Raw genomic sequence first — 16,591 nt, 5'->3', positions numbered from 1 at the left:
CAACTGCGGCAGGCCTTCGCCTGAAGGCCGCAGCGCAGGCGGGAGACCGCCCTAGCCGTTATTCAGAGTAGCGGCCAGTAGTGATGTCACCGCTTTCATCCACAAACCGCAATGCCGCTCCATCGCTTTCCAAAACAAAACAGGCCCACAGGTCCGACGGCGGCCAGGTGGAGCAGTATTTGCCGTCCCGCACGCCCCAGTATCCCCAGCTGTCATGGCCGGCATTGTACAACGTCCGTCCCGACGCCCGGAATTCCTGCCAGGCGCCGCTGCCATAGGTCAGCTTGCGCCCTTCCAATGCTGCCTGCACGTCCTTTGCGCTCAACGCCCGCCATTCCGCCGCCGCAAGCGGCGAAACGGTCAATGATACCGCAATCATCAGGGCAATGTGCCTCATGTCCGTCTCCCAGCCTTGCTGTCACGCCTTACCTGATCTAATAGGCCCGGCATCTGCTGCACAATCACATAAAGGTGCTTTCGCCCATGATCCCGCGCTATGCCCGCCCTGAAATGGTCGCCATCTGGTCGCCCGAAACCAAATTCAAGATCTGGTACGAGATCGAGGCCCATGCCTGCGAAGCCATGGCCAACCTCGGCGTGATCCCGCGCGAAAACGCTGACGCCGTGTGGAAAGCCAAGGACGTCGAATTCGACGTCGCCCGCATTGACGAGATTGAAGCTGTCACCAAACATGACGTCATCGCCTTCCTCACCCACCTGGCTGAGCATGTCGGCGCTGAGGAAGCCCGTTTTGTGCATCAGGGCATGACTTCCTCGGATGTGCTGGACACTTGCCTGAACGTGCAGCTGGTGCGTGCCGCCGATATTCTGCTGGACGGCATGGACAAGCTGCTGGCGGCGCTGAAGAAACGTGCGCTGGAGCATAAGAACACCGTGCGCGTCGGCCGCAGCCACGGCATCCACGCCGAGCCCACCACCATGGGCCTGACCTTTGCCCGTTTCTATGCCGAGATGGACCGCAACAAGAACCGCCTGGAAAAAGCCCGCTGGGAAGTCGCCACCGGCGCAATCTCCGGCGCTGTCGGCACCTTTGCCAATGTTGACCCCTCGGTTGAGGATCACGTCTGCGAGCAGCTGGGCCTGCGGCCTGAGCCGATCTCGACCCAGGTGATCCCGCGCGACCGCCACGCGATGTTCTTTGCCACCCTCGGCGTCATTGCGTCGTCGATCGAAAACGTTGCCGTGGAAATCCGCCACATGCAGCGCACCGAGGTGCTGGAGGGTGCCGAGTTCTTCTCGATGGGCCAGAAAGGCTCGTCGGCGATGCCGCACAAGAAAAACCCGGTGCTGACCGAGAATCTGACCGGCCTGGCGCGCCTGGTCCGCATGACCGTGATCCCGGCGATGGAGAACGTGGCGCTGTGGCATGAGCGGGACATCTCGCACTCCTCGGTCGAGCGCGGCATCGGCCCGGATGCGACCGTCACCCTTGACTTTGCGCTGAACCGCCTGGCCGGTGTTGTCGACAAGATGCTGGTGTTCCCGGAAAACATGCTGGACAACATGAACAAATACCCCGGCCTGGTGATGTCGCAACGCGTTCTTCTGGCGTTGACCCAGGCAGGCGTCAGCCGCGAAGATGCCTATTCCATGGTGCAGCGCAATGCCCTGAAAGTCTGGGAAGACCGTGTTGATTTCCGTGAATTGCTGCTGGCGGATGCCGATGTGGTTGCGGCGCTCGGCGAAGAGGCGATCAACGAGAAGTTCGACATGGGCTATCACACCAAACATGTCGATACGATCTTCCGCCGAGTGTTCGGCGAATAAGCTGCAACCGCTTGCGAGCATCTGCGCCCCGCCCTTGGCGGGGCGCTTTTCATTCAGCATTCATGAAAGGCGTGCTACAAGTTTTACGAATGCACAAACGTCCTTAATCACCCGAAGAAATTCTGATGCTCCTATTCGCCGATTTTGACGAAACGCTTGTACGCAACTGCATTGACGAATTCTCAGCCGCAACCGGTATCAGGGACGCATTTTCCATCTCTTGCTTGGACCGGTCAGCCACCTTCGGCAGTGAACGCATGGTGTTCACCCTTGTTCGATCCAAAGGGAAACCCCTTGTTCTAAAGCTGGACCTGGCTGAAGGAACAAAGAGACTAACCAAAGAGTACCAAGTCATTGAAAAGCTCAGCAGCCATTTTGAATCCGGGTCCCAGGCCGCGTTAGTCAAGCCGGTTTATCTATCGCCAACAGGCCGCTTTCATGTAACCAAGCTTCTGGAAGGGAAAACGGCCAAGGAAATGGTGTATTCACCTCAAGATCTTCGGCAGGCGGGGCAAGTTTACAGGCGTGGCGGTGAATGGTTGAACCACTTGCACCAATTTGAGCCTGTTAAGGAAGAAAAGGCTTGGTTCAACTGGATGCTGGAAGAAGTCGAAGGTCATATGCAAGCTGCATCGCCCCAGGCCTGCCGCAAAATGCTGCATAGGTTCACTGCGGAGCTGGAAAGGGACTGCCGGAACCTGTCCGGCATGTCTTGCATCGCGGTGTTCAGCCACGGGGATTTTCATGGCGGCAATCTGGTGCTGGGACGCGGTGTAAGCTACGGTCTGGATTTTACTGAAGCCTGCACAAAACTTGCCGTCTACGACATTGTCGACTTCCTTAAAATGGATGTATTTCTGCCAGCGGAACCTTCCCAAGTCGGCGCCTGCGGGATCAGAAACCATTCAAAAGAAATGTTTTTTAAGAAATACCGTCAGAAAGTGAACTCCGGATTTCTGACCTGTGCACTGCGGGGCCGGCTACTGATCGAGTGGGCGAAAATCTCCCGTGAAGCCTTTGAACGCAGTGCATTCATGCGCAAGAAGTTCACCTTCCTGGAAAGGCGCCTCTCTATCGCCTTTGCGCAGCCTCTTGAGGGATGACTATTTTCATCTCCCGCAGTTTTGATGTGAATAAATTGGCGAGCCCGCGGGTTGTAAGGGTACATTGATCACGACTTTATGCATCAGGAGATGACGACATGCGTTATTTTGCTCTCGCCGCTGCCTTGACCCTGCCGATGACGGCTTATGCCGCAGGCGGCAATGACTGGAACCCGCCGAAACCTTCCGAGACCACCAAGACCTGCAAGGGCAAGCGGATCTGGGACCCAAACAAGAAGCGCTGCGTGCGGCCTAAGAAATCGTCCCTGAACCAGCAGGACCTGCTGAATGCAGCGCGCGAGCTGGCCTATGCGGGCCGCCAGCAGGATGCACAGGCAGTGCTGAGCGCCGCGCCGGACCAGCAGGATACCCTGGTGCTGACTTATTGGGGTTTCACCCATCGAAAACTGGGCAATTTGGAATTGGCGCAGGCCTATTACGATCAGGCGCTTGAACAGGATCCGGATAACATACTTGCCCGCTCCTATATGGGCCAGGGCCTTGTGAAACAGGGGAAATACGGCGCGGCCCTGATACAGTGGAAAGAGATCAAGGCACGGGGCGGTGATGGCACCTGGGCCGAAGCTTCGCTGCGCAACGCTTTGGAAACAGGTGCAACTTACAGCTACTAGCTTCAGCCTTTCTTTACGGCTTGCGGCCTATCCTGCCCTCGATGATCAAGAAGAATCTTTGGTAGGGTGCGAGAATGCCTCAAGACAATTTGCTGGCGCTTCCAATGGCTTCAGGCGGGCCGGATCTGGGCGGGTTCGGTGCCCCGGCCCCTTTGGGCGGCGGGGGCAGCAGCGGGCTGAGCGGCAAGGCAAAGGCCGCAATTATCGTCCGGCTGCTGTTGAATGAAGGCGCAGAAATCCCGCTGGAGGAGCTGCCGGACGACTTGCAGCTGGAGCTGACCCAGCAGATGGGCAAGATGAGCATTGTTGATCGCGATACGCTGAATACGGTGGTCGGCGAATTTGCCGATCTGCTGGACAACGTTGGCCTGCATTTCCCCAATGGCCTGGCCGGTGCGCTGAATGCGATGCAAGGCAAGATCAGCCGCCACACCCACAGCCGTCTGCGCAAGGAAGCCGGTGTGCGCCAGTTCGGTGACCCATGGGAGCGCTTGAAACAGCTGCCGCCCGAAGATCTGGCCGGTCTGGCCGAGGCGGAAAGCACCGAAGTGGCCGCGGTTCTGCTGTCCAAGCTGGACACCGCCAAGGCGGCGCAAATGCTGGTTCATCTGCCCGGCCCGATCGCCCGCCGCATCACCTATGCCGTCAGCCACACCGCCAATGTGACGCCCGACACCGTGGACCGGATCGGCCTGTCGCTTGCCGCCCAGGTCGAAGCCCGGCCCGATCTCGCCTTTGATGAGACTCCGGGGCAGCGTCTTGGCGGCATTCTGACCGAAGCGGCGGCCGCCAAACGTGATGAAGTGCTGACAGCGCTGGATGAAGAAGATGAGGATTTTGCCATCAAGGTGCGCAAAGCGATCTTCACCTATGCGCTGATCGGTGAACGGATGCAGCCGATCGACGTGCCCAAGCTGATGCGGGTGCTGTCGCAGCCGGATCTGGTCACTGCCATGGCCTTTGCCACCGACGAGGAAGACGTGGCAACCAACGAATTCCTGCTCAAGAACATGTCCAGCCGGATGGCAGACAATATCCGCGAGGAAGTGGGCGAGCGCGGCAGGGTCAAGCGCAGCGATGGCGAGGCGGCGTTCAGCATGATCATCTCGGCGATGCGCGATTTGGTGGCAACAGGCGAAATTGATCTGAAATCCGACGAGGACGAGGAGGACGGCGGTTAAGATCCGCCACTTACGCCGGGACGGCAGGCGCGCAGACCAATCTGCCCGCGCCTGCGAGCGGCTTGTACCTGCCGGTCCGGCTGCGTATGATGCGGGCTTCCGGGCGCATTCCCGCGCCGCAGCCACCCAGATGCCATGCCCGTAGATCCTTCCGAGCTCTCCACCTGGAGCCATGTCAAATATTATGGCAGCAACCTGTTTCTGCGCGGGCTGCTGGTCGGCACCCGGCTGATCCCCTATGGGCTGCGGGTGCCGATGATGGGCCGGCTGGTCACGGCCATGGGCCGGCTGGCAGGATTTCACAAACGGGTGCGCAGCAATCTGGATCTTGTCAGCCCCGAGCTGGCGGAAATTGATCCCCGCGCGCTGTACCGGGACGTCAGCGATAATGCGGGCCGGATGATAGCCGAAATCTATGCCGGCGCCCCTTTTCACGACCGCGCCAGGGCTGCCCCCATTACCGGCCCAGGCCTGAAAGCGCTGGAAGAGGCCCGCGCAGAAGGACGCCCGGTCTTGCTGGCGACGGCGCATTTCGGCAACTACGATGCCGCCCGCGCGGCGCTGTTTGCCCGCGGTTTCGAGATGGGGGCGCTTTACCGCCGTATGGCCAACCCTTATTTCAATGACCATTACGTGGCGGCCATCAAGGGCAACGGCGAGCCCCTGTTCGAGCAGGGAAAGCGCGGCATGGTCGAGCTGGTCCGGCACCTGAAAAAGGGCGGCATCGCCGCCATCGTCACCGACCTGCACGCTCAGGGCGGCGAATTGATCGACTTCTTCGGCAAGCCTGCGGTCACCTCTACCGTGCCGGCCGAACTGGCGCTGAAATTCGGCGCTGCTGTGATCCCTGTTTACGCGGTGCGGCAGGACAACGGACTGGACTTCGAGATCGTGATGAGCGCCGAGATCCCGCATTCCGATCCGCTCACCATGACCAAATCCCTCAGCGCGGATCTGGAAGCCATCGTGCGCAAGCACACGGGCCAATGGTTCTGGATCCACCGCCGCTGGAAACCCTATGTGCCGCTGCCAAAACCCGGCAGGAAGGCAAATCCCGAGGCGGGCTGATCCAGGCGGCTATTCGGCGCGGGCAGCGGCAATGATACGGCCATAGGACGCCTCTTGCACCACGATGGCAGCAGGCTGGCGGCCTGGCACCGGGACTGTCAGTTCCAGATCCCCTGCCCCGTCCCATTCCGCAGCAATCTGCCAGTCATCCACCACATTGGCATAGCTCAAGGTCTTACCGGCCAATTCACCGCGGGTGATATTGACGGTCCGTTCTGGCGTATAGCGCACCAGCTGCACCAGCAGCCTCGCCTCCCCCATCTGTGCCCGTGGCTGCAACCGGATCACCAGTTCCTCCCCGTTCCGCTCAACCGACAGCGTGACCGGGCGCGGATGGGATTGGTGTTTGCCGATGGCATCGGCCACCTTCATTGCATCGGCGCCAACCACATCATCCTGACCCATGATGATCATTTGCGGCGTATAGATCATCCTGCGGCCGCCCGCATGCGCATAGCCTTTTTGCCGCTTGGTATGGGACGGCTTGGCAAATTGATCCTTCCAGCCGATGTAATCCCAGTAATCGACGTGCAGCGCCAGCGGCAGCACATCGTCGCGCGCAGCCAGCTCATGCAGCAGTGCATCGGCCGGCGGGCAGGACGAACACCCTTGCGACGTATAAAGCTCCACCACCACAGGTTCCGCGGCAGATTGGCCGTATACCGGCAGGGCCAGGCCCCACGCTGCAATGATCGACGCCAGAAGTTTCATGAATCGCCCGCTTCGTTTGTTAGGCTTCTGGTCTAAAGATGTGCCTGCAAATACGCCAATCAATCATTTTTGAGCCGGGTTTGAACGAAGCAGGCCCGTTGCACCGCAAAAAATGTGTACTATCGCATACAAATGTGCCCCCTGCGGCGATTGGGCTATTGAATGCTTAATCTTCCTCATGCATTTAGCAGGCAGCGAATTCCCCGATTTCAAATCCTTGAGGGAGGCCAAACATGCCTATCACCGTCGGACAAGACAATGCCAAAGCGCGCAAAACGCTCAGCGTCAACGGCAAGTCGATCTCTTATTATTCCATCCCCGCAGCCACCGAAGCAGGCTTTGGCGATTTCTCCAAGCTGCCCGCCGCGCTGAAGGTGGTGCTGGAAAACATGCTGCGTTTTGAGGATGGCGGCTTTTCGGTCTCCACCGACGACATCAAGGCCTTTGCCGAATGGGGCGCAAATGGCGGCAAGAACCCGCGTGAGATCGCCTACCGCCCAGCCCGCGTGCTGATGCAGGACTTCACCGGCGTTCCCGCCGTTGTCGATCTGGCCGCCATGCGCGACGGCATCGTCGGCCTGAAAGGGTCGGCGGCCAAGATCAACCCGCTGGTCCCCGTTGATCTGGTCATCGACCACTCGGTCATGATCGACGAGTTCGGCAACCCGCGCGCGTTCCAGATGAATGTGGACCGCGAGTATGAGCGCAACATGGAGCGTTACCAGTTCCTGAAGTGGGGTCAGAACGCGTTCAACAACTTCCGCGTTGTGCCGCCGGGCACCGGCATCTGCCACCAGGTGAACCTGGAGTATCTGGCGCAGACCGTCTGGACCGACGTGGATCAAAACGGCGAGGAAGTCGCCTATCTGGACACCCTGGTCGGCACCGACTCCCACACCACCATGGTCAACGGCGCCGCGGTGCTGGGCTGGGGCGTTGGCGGCATTGAGGCTGAGGCCGCGATGCTGGGTCAGCCGATCTCGATGCTGATCCCCGAGGTCATCGGCTTTGAGCTGACCGGCCAGATGGTCGAAGGCACCACCGGCACCGACCTGGTGCTGAAGGTGGTGGAAATGCTGCGCGCCAAGGGCGTAGTTGGCAAGTTTGTCGAGTTCTACGGAACCGGCCTGGACCGTCTGCCGCTCGCAGACCGCGCCACCATCGCCAACATGGCGCCGGAATACGGCGCCACCTGCGGCTTCTTCCCGATCGACGACGAAACCCTTCGCTACCTGCGCAACACCGGCCGCGACGAGGACCGCATCGCGCTGGTCGAAGCCTACGCCAAGGAGAACGGTTTCTGGCGCGGCGCAGATTATGCACCGGTCTACACCGACACCCTGTCGCTGGACATGAGCAGCATCGTTCCGGCAATCTCCGGCCCGAAACGCCCGCAGGACTATGTGCCGCTGACCAACGCCAAGGCTGCTTTCCGCCAGGAGATGGAAGAGACCTTCAAACGTCCGATGGGCAAGGAAGTCGCCGTCAAAGGCGAAGAGTACACCATGGAATCAGGCAAGGTTGTGATTGCTTCGATCACCTCCTGCACCAACACTTCGAACCCTTATGTGATGATCGGCGCAGGCCTGGTCGCGCGCAAGGCAGCCGCCCTGGGCCTGGACCGCAAGCCCTGGGTCAAAACCTCGCTGGCACCGGGTTCGCAGGTCGTGTCCGCCTATCTGGAGGCCGCAGGCCTGCAAGAGGATCTGGACAAGATCGGTTTCAACCTGGTGGGCTACGGCTGCACCACCTGCATCGGCAACTCCGGTCCGATCCAGCAGGAACTGTCGGAAGCCATCGCCGAGGGTGATCTGGTGGCAACCTCGGTGCTGTCCGGCAACCGCAACTTTGAGGGCCGCATTTCGCCCGACGTGCGCGCCAACTACCTGGCCTCGCCGCCGCTGGTGGTGGCCTATGCGCTGGCCGGCACCATGGACATCAACCTGGCGTCCGACCCGATTGCACAGGACAAGGATGGCAACGACGTCTACCTGAAAGACATCTGGCCCTCGACCCAGGAAGTTGCGGAACTGGTTGAGCAGACCGTCACCCGCGAGGCGTTCCTGTCGAAATACGCTGACGTCTTCAAGGGCGACGAGAAATGGCAGGCGGTCGAGACCACTGACGCGGAAACCTATGACTGGCCCGCAGCCTCGACCTACATTCAGAACCCGCCCTACTTCCAGGGCATGGGCACCGAGCCGGGCACCATCTCGAACATCGAGGGTGCCAAGGTTCTGGCGGTTCTGGGCGACATGGTCACCACCGACCACATCTCGCCCGCGGGCTCCTTTGCCACCACCACCCCGGCGGGCCAGTATCTGCTGGAGCGCCAGGTGCAACCGCGCGAGTTCAACTCCTACGGTTCGCGCCGCGGCAACCACGAGATCATGATGCGCGGCACCTTTGCCAATATCCGCATCAAGAACGAGATGCTGGCCAAAGAAGACGGCAGTGCTGTTGAGGGCGGCTACACCAAAGGCCCCGATGGCAAACAGACCTCGATCTTTGATGCCTCGATGGCGCATCAGGAAGCAGGCACACCGCTGGTGGTGTTCGGCGGCGAACAGTACGGCGCGGGTTCCTCGCGCGACTGGGCGGCCAAAGGCACCGCGCTCTTGGGCGTCAAGGCTGTGATCGCCGAAAGCTTTGAGCGTATCCACCGCTCCAACCTGGTTGGCATGGGGGTGATCCCGTTTGAATTCACCGGCGGCGACAGCCGCAAATCGCTGGGCCTGACAGGCGAGGAAACCGTCTCGATCTCCGGGCTGGACACCATCCAGCCGCTGCAGGACGTGCCCTGTGCGATCACCATGGCGGACGGTTCAGTGAAAGAGATCACCCTGAAGTGCCGCATCGATACCGCACCCGAGATCGAATACATCGAACACGGCGGCGTGCTGCACTATGTGCTGCGGAACCTGGCCAAGTCGTAAGACACCAAGTTAAGCGAAAATGTGAAAGGGCGCCCCGCCGGGCGCCCTTCTTACGTCAGCGTTGCTGCAGGCAGTCCCGGCTACGGGGCGATGGCGCTGCTCAGGATCTCTGCAATCGTTCCATCTGCCTGCAGTTCGGAAATCGCCCGGTTGAACACATCCAAATAGGCATCTGCGCCAGCACTCCGCGACAGGCCAAAGTGCGAATAAGTGCTGGAAATCGGAGTGGCAACAGACCCAATTCTGTCCTGCCAGCCGTTTTGCACGACGTGGTAGCGTCCGACCGCATCATCAATTGCGATAAGATCCAGTTGATCAAAAAGCAGCATTTGCATCAGGCCTTCCACATCGCCGCCGCGAACGATCCGGTTGTTGTTTTCAAAGGCGCGTTCCATCTCCTGATCAATGACGCTGCCGTTCACCATCCCCAGCCGCAGCCGGGAAATCCGCGCATATCCTTCGTCAAGATCCAGCCCTTTCGGATAGCGCTCGCGGTTGTACCAGAAGGTATTGGCCTGCAGAAACGCCGGGCCTGTGAAGGCCAGATAAGAAGCGCGGCCGGCTGATTTAAACAATGGGAGGATGCCGTCGATTTCTCCGGCTTTTGCCCGCGCCTGGCAACGCTGCCAGGGCAGCAGAACAACCACAGCCCTTAGCCCGTCAATCCGGTCCGTCACGGCCTCCAGCAGCTTGACCTTCAACCCGCCGTCGGGAATGCCGCCGGATCCCAGCGTGTAGGGCGGATAGGGATCATAGCAGAAGGTCAGCACAGAGTCGGCACGCGCAGTGTCAGCCAACCCGCTAAGGGCAGCAAAGCATGCCAGCAGCACTTTGACGAACCCAGTCGGCTTTTCCACTGTTCTGGCCTTTTCCATACGGGCGGTTTTCAGCTTAGCGGGATTGCAAATTACCGCTCCCGCTTGCCTCATTCTTCCGACCTATCCCACAGTAAAATGAAAGAACCTGTAATGGCATTGCCAGCGATCTTCCGAATTGGCGCATGAACAACCAAAGCGATACTTCCCTGACGTCAATACCTGCTATACCGCCCGGTTCAGCTGTGTAAACATTAAGCGTGAATACACCTTTTACCCCTCGCGACACTCCTTGATTGACCGGGTCCAATATCATGAAAGAAGCTGTAATAGCAGTCGTTTACCCGGATGTGGACACATTTGACGAACACGTTGAGGCAGTTCTGGAAATGCTTCCGGAAACGAGGCGTTTTCCTGGCTGCATAGAAGCCCATGCCGGCATTAACCGCGCGCGTTTTGAAATTGCCGTTTTCCACCTATGGGAGTCGAATGACCATTTGGAGCGCTATTTGGTCTGGCGTGCCGACCGCGGCGATTTGGACGCCCGCAGCGCCACCATGCGGCGGGAGCAGGACTTCCGGACTTTTTCGGTACCATAAGACACCGGCCTTCGTATTGAAAGCACGGCATGGCACCCGCGCCGCCGGGTTCTGCCTTTCATTGCACATTGGCTGTTCGCAATCTGCAGATTGCCTTGGACGGATACCTTGGAAAAAGTGGTGGCATGAAACATACAGACAGCATCACAGGCTACCACGCCCACATCTACTTTGACGAAAACACCGTTTCGCAGGCCCGCGTTCTTTGCCAGCGTGCTGCCGAACTCTTCGGGGCAGAGATGGGGCGCATGCATGAAAAACCCGTCGGACCGCATCCCAAATGGTCCTGCCAGCTGGCGGTCAGCCCGGAGCAGTTTGCCACGTTGCTGCCCTGGCTGGCATTGAACCGCGATGGGCTGATTGTCTTTGCCCACCCGGAAACAGGCGACGCCCTGGCAGATCATCGGGATCACGCGATCTGGCTGGGAACAGGCCTAGCGCTGGATCTTAGCATTTTCGGCTGATGCTTGCGTAAATTTACCGGAAATTTCCAGTTGCCCGTCAAGCTGATCCAGCCCGCTGAACATGGAGCGTTTCGTGACGGAAGCCGTAATCATTCAACTGCACCCGCTGCCCGGTAAATACACCGAGCTGACAGTTCTTGTGAAAAAGATGGTGGAGGCGGCTCGCGGTTTTCCGGAATGCCAACAAGCCGAAACCCTGCTCGCCCCGGACAGGGACGAGATTTCGGTCTTTCAAAGATGGACTTGCGCGGAGGCGTTCAGCGAGTATCTGATTTGGCGATCCCGGCAGGAAGACCTAAAGCTTGCCTTTGCGCTGTCGTCGAAGGAACCGGATCTCCGCAGCTTCACCCTGCATGATCCTGGCTAAGGTGCTGCCGCCTGTTTACTGACCTGCCGCCTTTTCCATCGCCGGGCGCAGGGTGTTTTCGATCACCCGCTGGGTAATCGGTCCGGCCCAACGCAGCACGATCTTGCCTTCGCCGTCCACCACATAGGTTTCCGGCACGCCGTACACGCCCCAATCGATCCCCAAACGTCCCTTTTCGTCGCGGCCAATCGCTGCGTAAGGGTCGCCCAGCTCGTTCAAAAAGGCCTCGGCATTGGCCAGCTGGTCCTTGTAGTTGATGCCATAAACCGGGATGCCCTCGTTGGACAGCGCTTCCAGGTTCGGATGCTCGGCCCGGCAGGGCGCGCACCAGCTTGCCCAGTAATTCACCAGCTTCACACTGCCATCGCGCAGGGTTTCGTCTGTGAACATCTCCTTGCCAGGAAAATCGTCCAGCGCTAGCGGTGGCGCGGGCTGGCCTTCACGCGCGGACGGCAGGCTGTCGGGGTCTTCGCGGAACATGCCAACCAGGGCAAGGCCGACAAAACCAGCAAACACAATACCGGGGACCGCCATCAGCGGTGAGATCTTAGCCATTGCGCTTCATCCGGGTTTCAAGGGTTTCCATTTCCCGGCGCACCTTGCGGCCGCGCAGGATTGTCAGCACCACCAACGCCAGCAGCAGCAGCAGCGAGGCACCATAGGCCGACAGCACCGTATCGGCGTATTTTCCAAGATCGGGCATCAGGCCTCCAGCCGTTCGCGCGCCATCAATGCCTTGATGCGGCGGGCGCGGATTTCAGTTCCGGTGCGGTAGAACACCAGCGCAAGGAACAACAGCACAAAGCCGCCCATGCAGACATAAAGCGGATTGGAGAACGCATCAGCCACGTTTTCCTTTTCGTCAAGCGACAGCGACGCCCCCTGATGCAGCCCCTGATTCCAAAAGTTCACTGCATAGCGGCTGAGCACGGCAAAGACCGACCCGACCAGGCACAGGATCGAGGTGAGGTCCGCGGCAGTGTCGGGATTGTCGATCGCCTCCCACAGGGCGATATAGCCGAGATAGAACAGGAACAGCACCAAAAAGGACGTGAGGCGCGGATCCCAGGCCCACCAGGTGCCCCACATCGGCTGACCCCAGATCGCACCGGTGATCAGCGCGATAACCGTCATAACGATACCCACGGGCGCCGCAGCACGGGCGGCCAGCGCGCTGACGTGATGGCGGCGGATCACCCAAACGAGCGAGGTGACCAGCATCATGAACCACGCGTTGATCGCCATCAGCGCAGCAGGCACATGCAGGAAGATGATCTTGACGGTGGAGCCTTGGCGGTAATCGTCAGGCGTAAAGAAAAAGCCCCAGATCAGCCCCGCGCTGATCAGCACGGCAGAACTGATCCACAAGACCGGCATCACCTTTTCGGTGGTGGTCAGGAACTTCTTCGGGTTGGCGTATTCCCAGATCGACATGTTGGCTATTTAGCTCTTGTTCTCGGGTTTCTCAATTCACGGCTCGTTGAAACCGCCTAACGCAAATTGACGCGCAGGACAGCGGCGCTGGCAAAGGGCAGCAAGGCGATGGAGGCGGCGGAGATGCCGGCAAGCAGCAGCATCGGTGTTTGGACAGCCATGCCTTCAGCCCCGCGGCGGGCCACTTCGGACCCGAAGATCAGCGTCGGCACGTACAGCGGCATCACTAACAGAGACATCAGCAGCCCGCCGCGTTTCAGCCCCACGGTCAGGGCGGCGCCAAAGGTGCCGATGACGCTTAGCGCCGGGGTGCCCAGCAGCAAGGAAACCACCAGCCATTGAAAACCTTGGACCGGCAGGTTCAGCAGCACCCCCAGCACCGGCGCTGCCATCACCAACGGCAGCCCGGTGGTGATCCAATGCGCCAGCGCCTTGATCGTCACGGTGCTTTCCAGCGGCAAGGGCGCTGTGGCCAGCAGGTCGAGCGAGCCGTCCTCCCAATCCAGCGCCAGCAGCCGGTCAAGGGACAAGAGGCAGGCCAGCAGCGCGCCCAGCCACAGAACACCCGGTGCGATTTTGGACAGCAGGTCCGATTGCGGGCCAACGGAAAACGGCACCATTACGGTCACGATCAGAAAAAACGCGAGGCCCAGGCCAAAGCCGCCGCCGGCCCGGAAGGCCAGCCGCAGATCCCGTATCAGCAGCGCAATCACAGAAAGCCTCCGTCAAAGTCATCCAGCGCCAGCGGTTTGGCCTTATAGGGGCCGGCATCCAGCACCCCGGCCTCCAGCCCCAGATCGATGTGGGTGGCAATCAGCGCGGAGCCGCCCTGCCTCAGATGCATCCGCACGGCGTCCGCGAACATCGCAACCGAGGCTTTGTCCAAACTCACCGTTGGTTCATCCATGATCCAGATCGGGCGGCCTGTTACCAGCATCCTGCTCAGGCCCAGGCGGCGTTTCTGCCCCGCAGACAAGGCGCCCGCTTGCCGGTCGCGCAGGGTTTGCAGGTCAAACCCGTCCAGCGCCTGCTCAATCCCATTGCGGCCAAAAACACTGGCCCAAAATGTCAGATTTTCTGCCACCGTCAGTGTCGGCTTCAGCCCGTCGGAATGGGCGGCATAGGCGATCTGATCCTCGGCGCCGTCCACCCGCCCCTTCAGCGGCGGCTGCAGCCCGGCGACGGTGCGCAGCAGGGTTGTCTTGCCGATGCCATTGGGGCCGCGCAGGATCAGCGCCTTGCCGGGATCCAGCGCAAAGCTCAGGCCCTCCAGCACCGGGATACCGCCGCGCGTCACGCTCAGATCCGTCACAGTCAATGTCATGAAGTTCGCTTATCCCGTTATGCCCGCGCATCAAAAGACCAATCATCCGCATCCCGCTTTGCGGCAGGTCAAATACATCTTCAGAAAATCAGACCGCCAGCGCTGCCATGGCAATCCTGCGCCCCTCGGACAGCAGCACATTATAGGTGCGGCAGGCGGCGGGCGAGTTCATTATCTCAACCCCCAGCCCTGCCTCTTCCAGCGCTTTGCGCAAATCTGCCGGAATATGCGCGATTTCCGCGCCGGTGCCGATGAACAGCACGTCGGCCTCCCCCGCCAGTGCCAGCAGCGGCCCGGTATCCGCATAACCGCCCCAGGCCGCGGTGCCTGCCGCCGATGTCAGCACCGCGCCCTGATGCACCTGCCCGCCGATGCGGAAGAACCCGACGCCATAGCCATCAATCGGCTGCGCGTCGGAAAAACTCACTTCATTCAGGCGCATATGGGGGGTCCTTTCAGTCAAACACCGGGAGGCTGGATAACACGGCCAGCGCAATCACGGAATAGGAGGCAAAGCGATAGAGCTTCTCCAGTTTGGGATCAAACAGCGCCTTGCCGGTCAGCGTGGTCACAACATAGGGGATGCCCAGCAGCGCGGCCAGGATCACCGCCTGCAGGCTGGCCAGCCCGCCAAAGATCAGGTTGACCGCAATCACCACGTCAAGGGCTGCCAGAAAAACGATTGTATTGGCCCTGACCCGCGCCACGTCACGCACATTGGCCAGGTAGAAGACAATGATCACCGGCCCTGTCAGACCGGTCATGCCGCCGACCATGCCAGCCGCCCCGCCGATGCCGAAACGGCCAGGCCAGCCCAGCCGCCCCTGCCAGCGCCAGCCGGAAACAACTGCCGCCAGCGTCACCCCGATCACCGCCGCCGCCAGCCAGCGCAGGGTCAGCGGATCCAGTTGCGACATGACCCACAGACCAGCGGGCACGGTGACAGCTGCGGCCATTGCCAGCGCGCCGACCTCGGCCTTGTCGGCCTTGCTCCAGGCCTGCGGGAACAGGGTGATGGTGGAGAACACCCCCATCAGCACCATCAGAAACACCACATCCGCAGATGGCAGGAATTGTGCGCCGACGGGGACAAAAATCATCGCAGTGCCAAAACCAGTGAAGCCGCGGACTAATCCCGCGGCTCCAATAGTCAGCAGAAGCCAGACCAGCCCCGGCGTGGCCAGGGCTGCCTGAAAGGCCTCAAGCATCGATGTTCGAGAACTGATTGCCGGTGGTGTTTGCCTGTTTCGACCAGTCGCGCTTCACCCCCAGTTTCAGCAGGATGGTGGAGGCCACGAACACCGACGAATAGGTCCCGACCAGCACCCCCCAGATCATCGCAAAGACAAAGCCGCGGATCACGTCGCCGCCCAGCACATAAAGCGAAATCAGCGCCAGCAAGGTGGTGACCGAGGTCATCACCGTCCGGCTGAGGGTCTCGTTGATCGAGATGTTCAGAACCTCGGCCAGATCCTTCTTCTTGTAGCGGCGCAGGTTCTCGCGCACCCGGTCGAACACAACCACCGTATCGTTCAACGAATAGCCGACGATGGTCAGCAGTGCTGCGATGATGGCCAGGTCGAACTTGATCTGCAGCTCCGAGAACACACCGATGGTCAGCACCACGTCATGCACCAGCGCTGCCACCGCGCCGAGGGCGAACTGCCACTCAAACCGCAGCCAGATGTAGACAAGCACGGCGCCGATAGCGAGCGCCACCGCGTAAATCGCCGTGGTGATCAGCTCACCCGAGACCTTGGGGCCAACGGATTCGACGGACACAAACTTGATGCCCGGTGCCACCGCGTCCAGCGAAACCTTCAGCGTCTCGACCATATCGCCCGAGATCGCCTCGCCGTCGTCCTGTGCCTGGATGCGGATCATCGCAACGTGCTGGTCTTCTTCGAATGTCGGGTCGAACACCTCGGTGATCGACACATCCCCCAGCCCCAGCGGCGAAAGGGCATCACGGTAAGCGCCCACATCCACGGATTCAGACGCTTCGGTCCGGATGGTGGTACCGCCGCGGAAGTCGATACCGAAGTTCAGCCCCTGTAGCAGGAAAGACGCAAACCCCACCACCATCATCAAGGCAGAGATGCCCAGCCACAGCTTGGCGCGTTTGAAGAAATCGAATGAGGTCTTCTGAGGAACAAGTCTTAACCGCAT

At 60.2% G+C, this 16,591-nt stretch carries 20 protein-coding genes; 9 read left to right on the top strand and 11 right to left on the bottom strand.

The window, feature by feature from the left end; translation table 11 throughout:
• Nucleotides 1–58: 58 nt before the first annotated feature.
• Nucleotides 59–397 carry a hypothetical protein gene (locus L1069_RS10525; RefSeq protein ID WP_237455640.1) on the bottom strand — a complete coding sequence of 113 codons (339 nt, stop codon included), beginning with the start codon at nt 395–397 and terminating at the stop codon, nt 59–61.
• A gap of 86 nt (nt 398–483) precedes the next feature.
• Between L1069_RS10525 and purB the strand changes: the two genes are divergently transcribed.
• From purB to L1069_RS10500, 5 genes are all read left to right on the top strand, one after another.
• Nucleotides 484–1,788 carry an adenylosuccinate lyase gene (purB, locus tag L1069_RS10520; protein WP_237455639.1) on the top strand — a complete coding sequence of 435 codons (1,305 nt, stop codon included), beginning with the start codon at nt 484–486 and terminating at the stop codon, nt 1,786–1,788.
• Between the two features lie 125 nt (nt 1,789–1,913).
• Nucleotides 1,914–2,891 carry an aminoglycoside phosphotransferase family protein gene (locus L1069_RS10515; protein ID WP_237455638.1) on the top strand — a complete coding sequence of 326 codons (978 nt, stop codon included), beginning with the start codon at nt 1,914–1,916 and terminating at the stop codon, nt 2,889–2,891.
• A gap of 98 nt (nt 2,892–2,989) precedes the next feature.
• Nucleotides 2,990–3,523: a tetratricopeptide repeat protein gene (locus tag L1069_RS10510; RefSeq protein ID WP_237455637.1), complete on the top strand. Its 534-nt coding sequence runs from the start codon at nt 2,990–2,992 to the stop codon at nt 3,521–3,523.
• A 74-nt stretch (nt 3,524–3,597) separates the two neighbouring features.
• Complete coding sequence (locus L1069_RS10505) at nt 3,598–4,704, top strand: FliG C-terminal domain-containing protein (RefSeq protein WP_237455636.1); 1,107 nt, start codon at nt 3,598–3,600, stop codon at nt 4,702–4,704.
• A gap of 135 nt (nt 4,705–4,839) precedes the next feature.
• Nucleotides 4,840–5,772: a lysophospholipid acyltransferase family protein gene (locus tag L1069_RS10500; RefSeq protein ID WP_237455635.1), complete on the top strand. Its 933-nt coding sequence runs from the start codon at nt 4,840–4,842 to the stop codon at nt 5,770–5,772.
• A 9-nt stretch (nt 5,773–5,781) separates the two neighbouring features.
• Here the strand turns inward: L1069_RS10500 and L1069_RS10495 are convergent, their stop codons facing one another.
• Nucleotides 5,782–6,483: a DUF1223 domain-containing protein gene (locus L1069_RS10495; RefSeq protein ID WP_134829970.1), complete on the bottom strand. Its 702-nt coding sequence runs from the start codon at nt 6,481–6,483 to the stop codon at nt 5,782–5,784.
• A gap of 233 nt (nt 6,484–6,716) precedes the next feature.
• On the opposite strand from L1069_RS10495, the gene acnA reads away from it, so the two are divergent.
• Complete coding sequence (acnA, locus tag L1069_RS10490) at nt 6,717–9,419, top strand: aconitate hydratase AcnA (RefSeq protein ID WP_237455634.1); 2,703 nt, start codon at nt 6,717–6,719, stop codon at nt 9,417–9,419.
• Between the two features lie 80 nt (nt 9,420–9,499).
• Here acnA and L1069_RS10485 read toward each other — a convergent pair whose 3' ends face one another.
• On the bottom strand, nt 9,500–10,276 hold the full coding sequence (locus L1069_RS10485) for a transporter substrate-binding domain-containing protein (RefSeq protein ID WP_237455633.1): 777 nt from the start codon (nt 10,274–10,276) through the stop codon (nt 9,500–9,502).
• A gap of 272 nt (nt 10,277–10,548) precedes the next feature.
• Here L1069_RS10485 and L1069_RS10480 point away from each other — a divergent pair, with 272 nt between their 5' ends.
• The 3 genes from L1069_RS10480 to L1069_RS10470 all read left to right on the top strand — a co-directional run bounded on the left by L1069_RS10480 (nt 10,549) and on the right by L1069_RS10470 (nt 11,664).
• Nucleotides 10,549–10,833 carry an antibiotic biosynthesis monooxygenase gene (locus L1069_RS10480; protein WP_129371064.1) on the top strand — a complete coding sequence of 95 codons (285 nt, stop codon included), beginning with the start codon at nt 10,549–10,551 and terminating at the stop codon, nt 10,831–10,833.
• Between the two features lie 125 nt (nt 10,834–10,958).
• Nucleotides 10,959–11,297, top strand: a complete 339-nt coding sequence (locus L1069_RS10475) for a DOPA 4,5-dioxygenase family protein (protein ID WP_237455632.1) — start codon at nt 10,959–10,961, stop codon at nt 11,295–11,297.
• Nucleotides 11,298–11,358: 61 nt separating this feature from the next.
• On the top strand, nt 11,359–11,664 hold the full coding sequence (locus L1069_RS10470) for an antibiotic biosynthesis monooxygenase (RefSeq protein WP_237455631.1): 306 nt from the start codon (nt 11,359–11,361) through the stop codon (nt 11,662–11,664).
• A gap of 15 nt (nt 11,665–11,679) precedes the next feature.
• On the opposite strand, the gene L1069_RS10465 is transcribed toward L1069_RS10470, so the two are convergent.
• The 8 genes from L1069_RS10465 to secF all read right to left on the bottom strand — a co-directional run bounded on the left by L1069_RS10465 (nt 11,680) and on the right by secF (nt 16,591).
• Nucleotides 11,680–12,219: a DsbE family thiol:disulfide interchange protein gene (locus tag L1069_RS10465; RefSeq protein WP_237455630.1), complete on the bottom strand. Its 540-nt coding sequence runs from the start codon at nt 12,217–12,219 to the stop codon at nt 11,680–11,682.
• On the bottom strand, nt 12,212–12,367 hold the full coding sequence (gene ccmD, locus L1069_RS10460) for a heme exporter protein CcmD (protein ID WP_035920135.1): 156 nt from the start codon (nt 12,365–12,367) through the stop codon (nt 12,212–12,214). The genes L1069_RS10465 and ccmD overlap by 8 nt, the downstream gene beginning before the upstream one ends.
• A complete protein-coding gene (locus L1069_RS10455) occupies nt 12,367–13,098 on the bottom strand; it encodes a heme ABC transporter permease (RefSeq protein WP_237455629.1) in 732 nt (243 codons plus the stop codon). The genes ccmD and L1069_RS10455 overlap by 1 nt, the downstream gene beginning before the upstream one ends.
• Nucleotides 13,099–13,154: 56 nt before the next feature.
• Nucleotides 13,155–13,811, bottom strand: coding sequence for a heme exporter protein CcmB (gene ccmB / locus L1069_RS10450; RefSeq protein WP_129371069.1), 657 nt, complete (start codon nt 13,809–13,811; stop codon nt 13,155–13,157).
• Nucleotides 13,808–14,422 carry a heme ABC exporter ATP-binding protein CcmA gene (gene ccmA, locus L1069_RS10445; RefSeq protein ID WP_237455628.1) on the bottom strand — a complete coding sequence of 205 codons (615 nt, stop codon included), beginning with the start codon at nt 14,420–14,422 and terminating at the stop codon, nt 13,808–13,810. The genes ccmB and ccmA overlap by 4 nt, the downstream gene beginning before the upstream one ends.
• Nucleotides 14,423–14,510: 88 nt before the next feature.
• A complete protein-coding gene (locus tag L1069_RS10440) occupies nt 14,511–14,864 on the bottom strand; it encodes an Mth938-like domain-containing protein (RefSeq protein ID WP_237455627.1) in 354 nt (117 codons plus the stop codon).
• Between the two features lie 13 nt (nt 14,865–14,877).
• Nucleotides 14,878–15,630 carry a TSUP family transporter gene (locus L1069_RS10435; protein WP_129371072.1) on the bottom strand — a complete coding sequence of 251 codons (753 nt, stop codon included), beginning with the start codon at nt 15,628–15,630 and terminating at the stop codon, nt 14,878–14,880.
• Nucleotides 15,623–16,591, bottom strand: a complete 969-nt coding sequence (secF, locus tag L1069_RS10430; RefSeq protein WP_129371073.1) for a protein translocase subunit SecF — start codon at nt 16,589–16,591, stop codon at nt 15,623–15,625. The genes L1069_RS10435 and secF overlap by 8 nt, the downstream gene beginning before the upstream one ends.

This window comes from Leisingera sp. MMG026, assembly GCF_021654205.1.
GTDB lineage: Bacteria > Pseudomonadota > Alphaproteobacteria > Rhodobacterales > Rhodobacteraceae > Leisingera.
The sequence above is the reverse complement of the archived record's forward strand: the minus strand, read 5'-3'. Positions and strand labels throughout refer to the sequence as shown.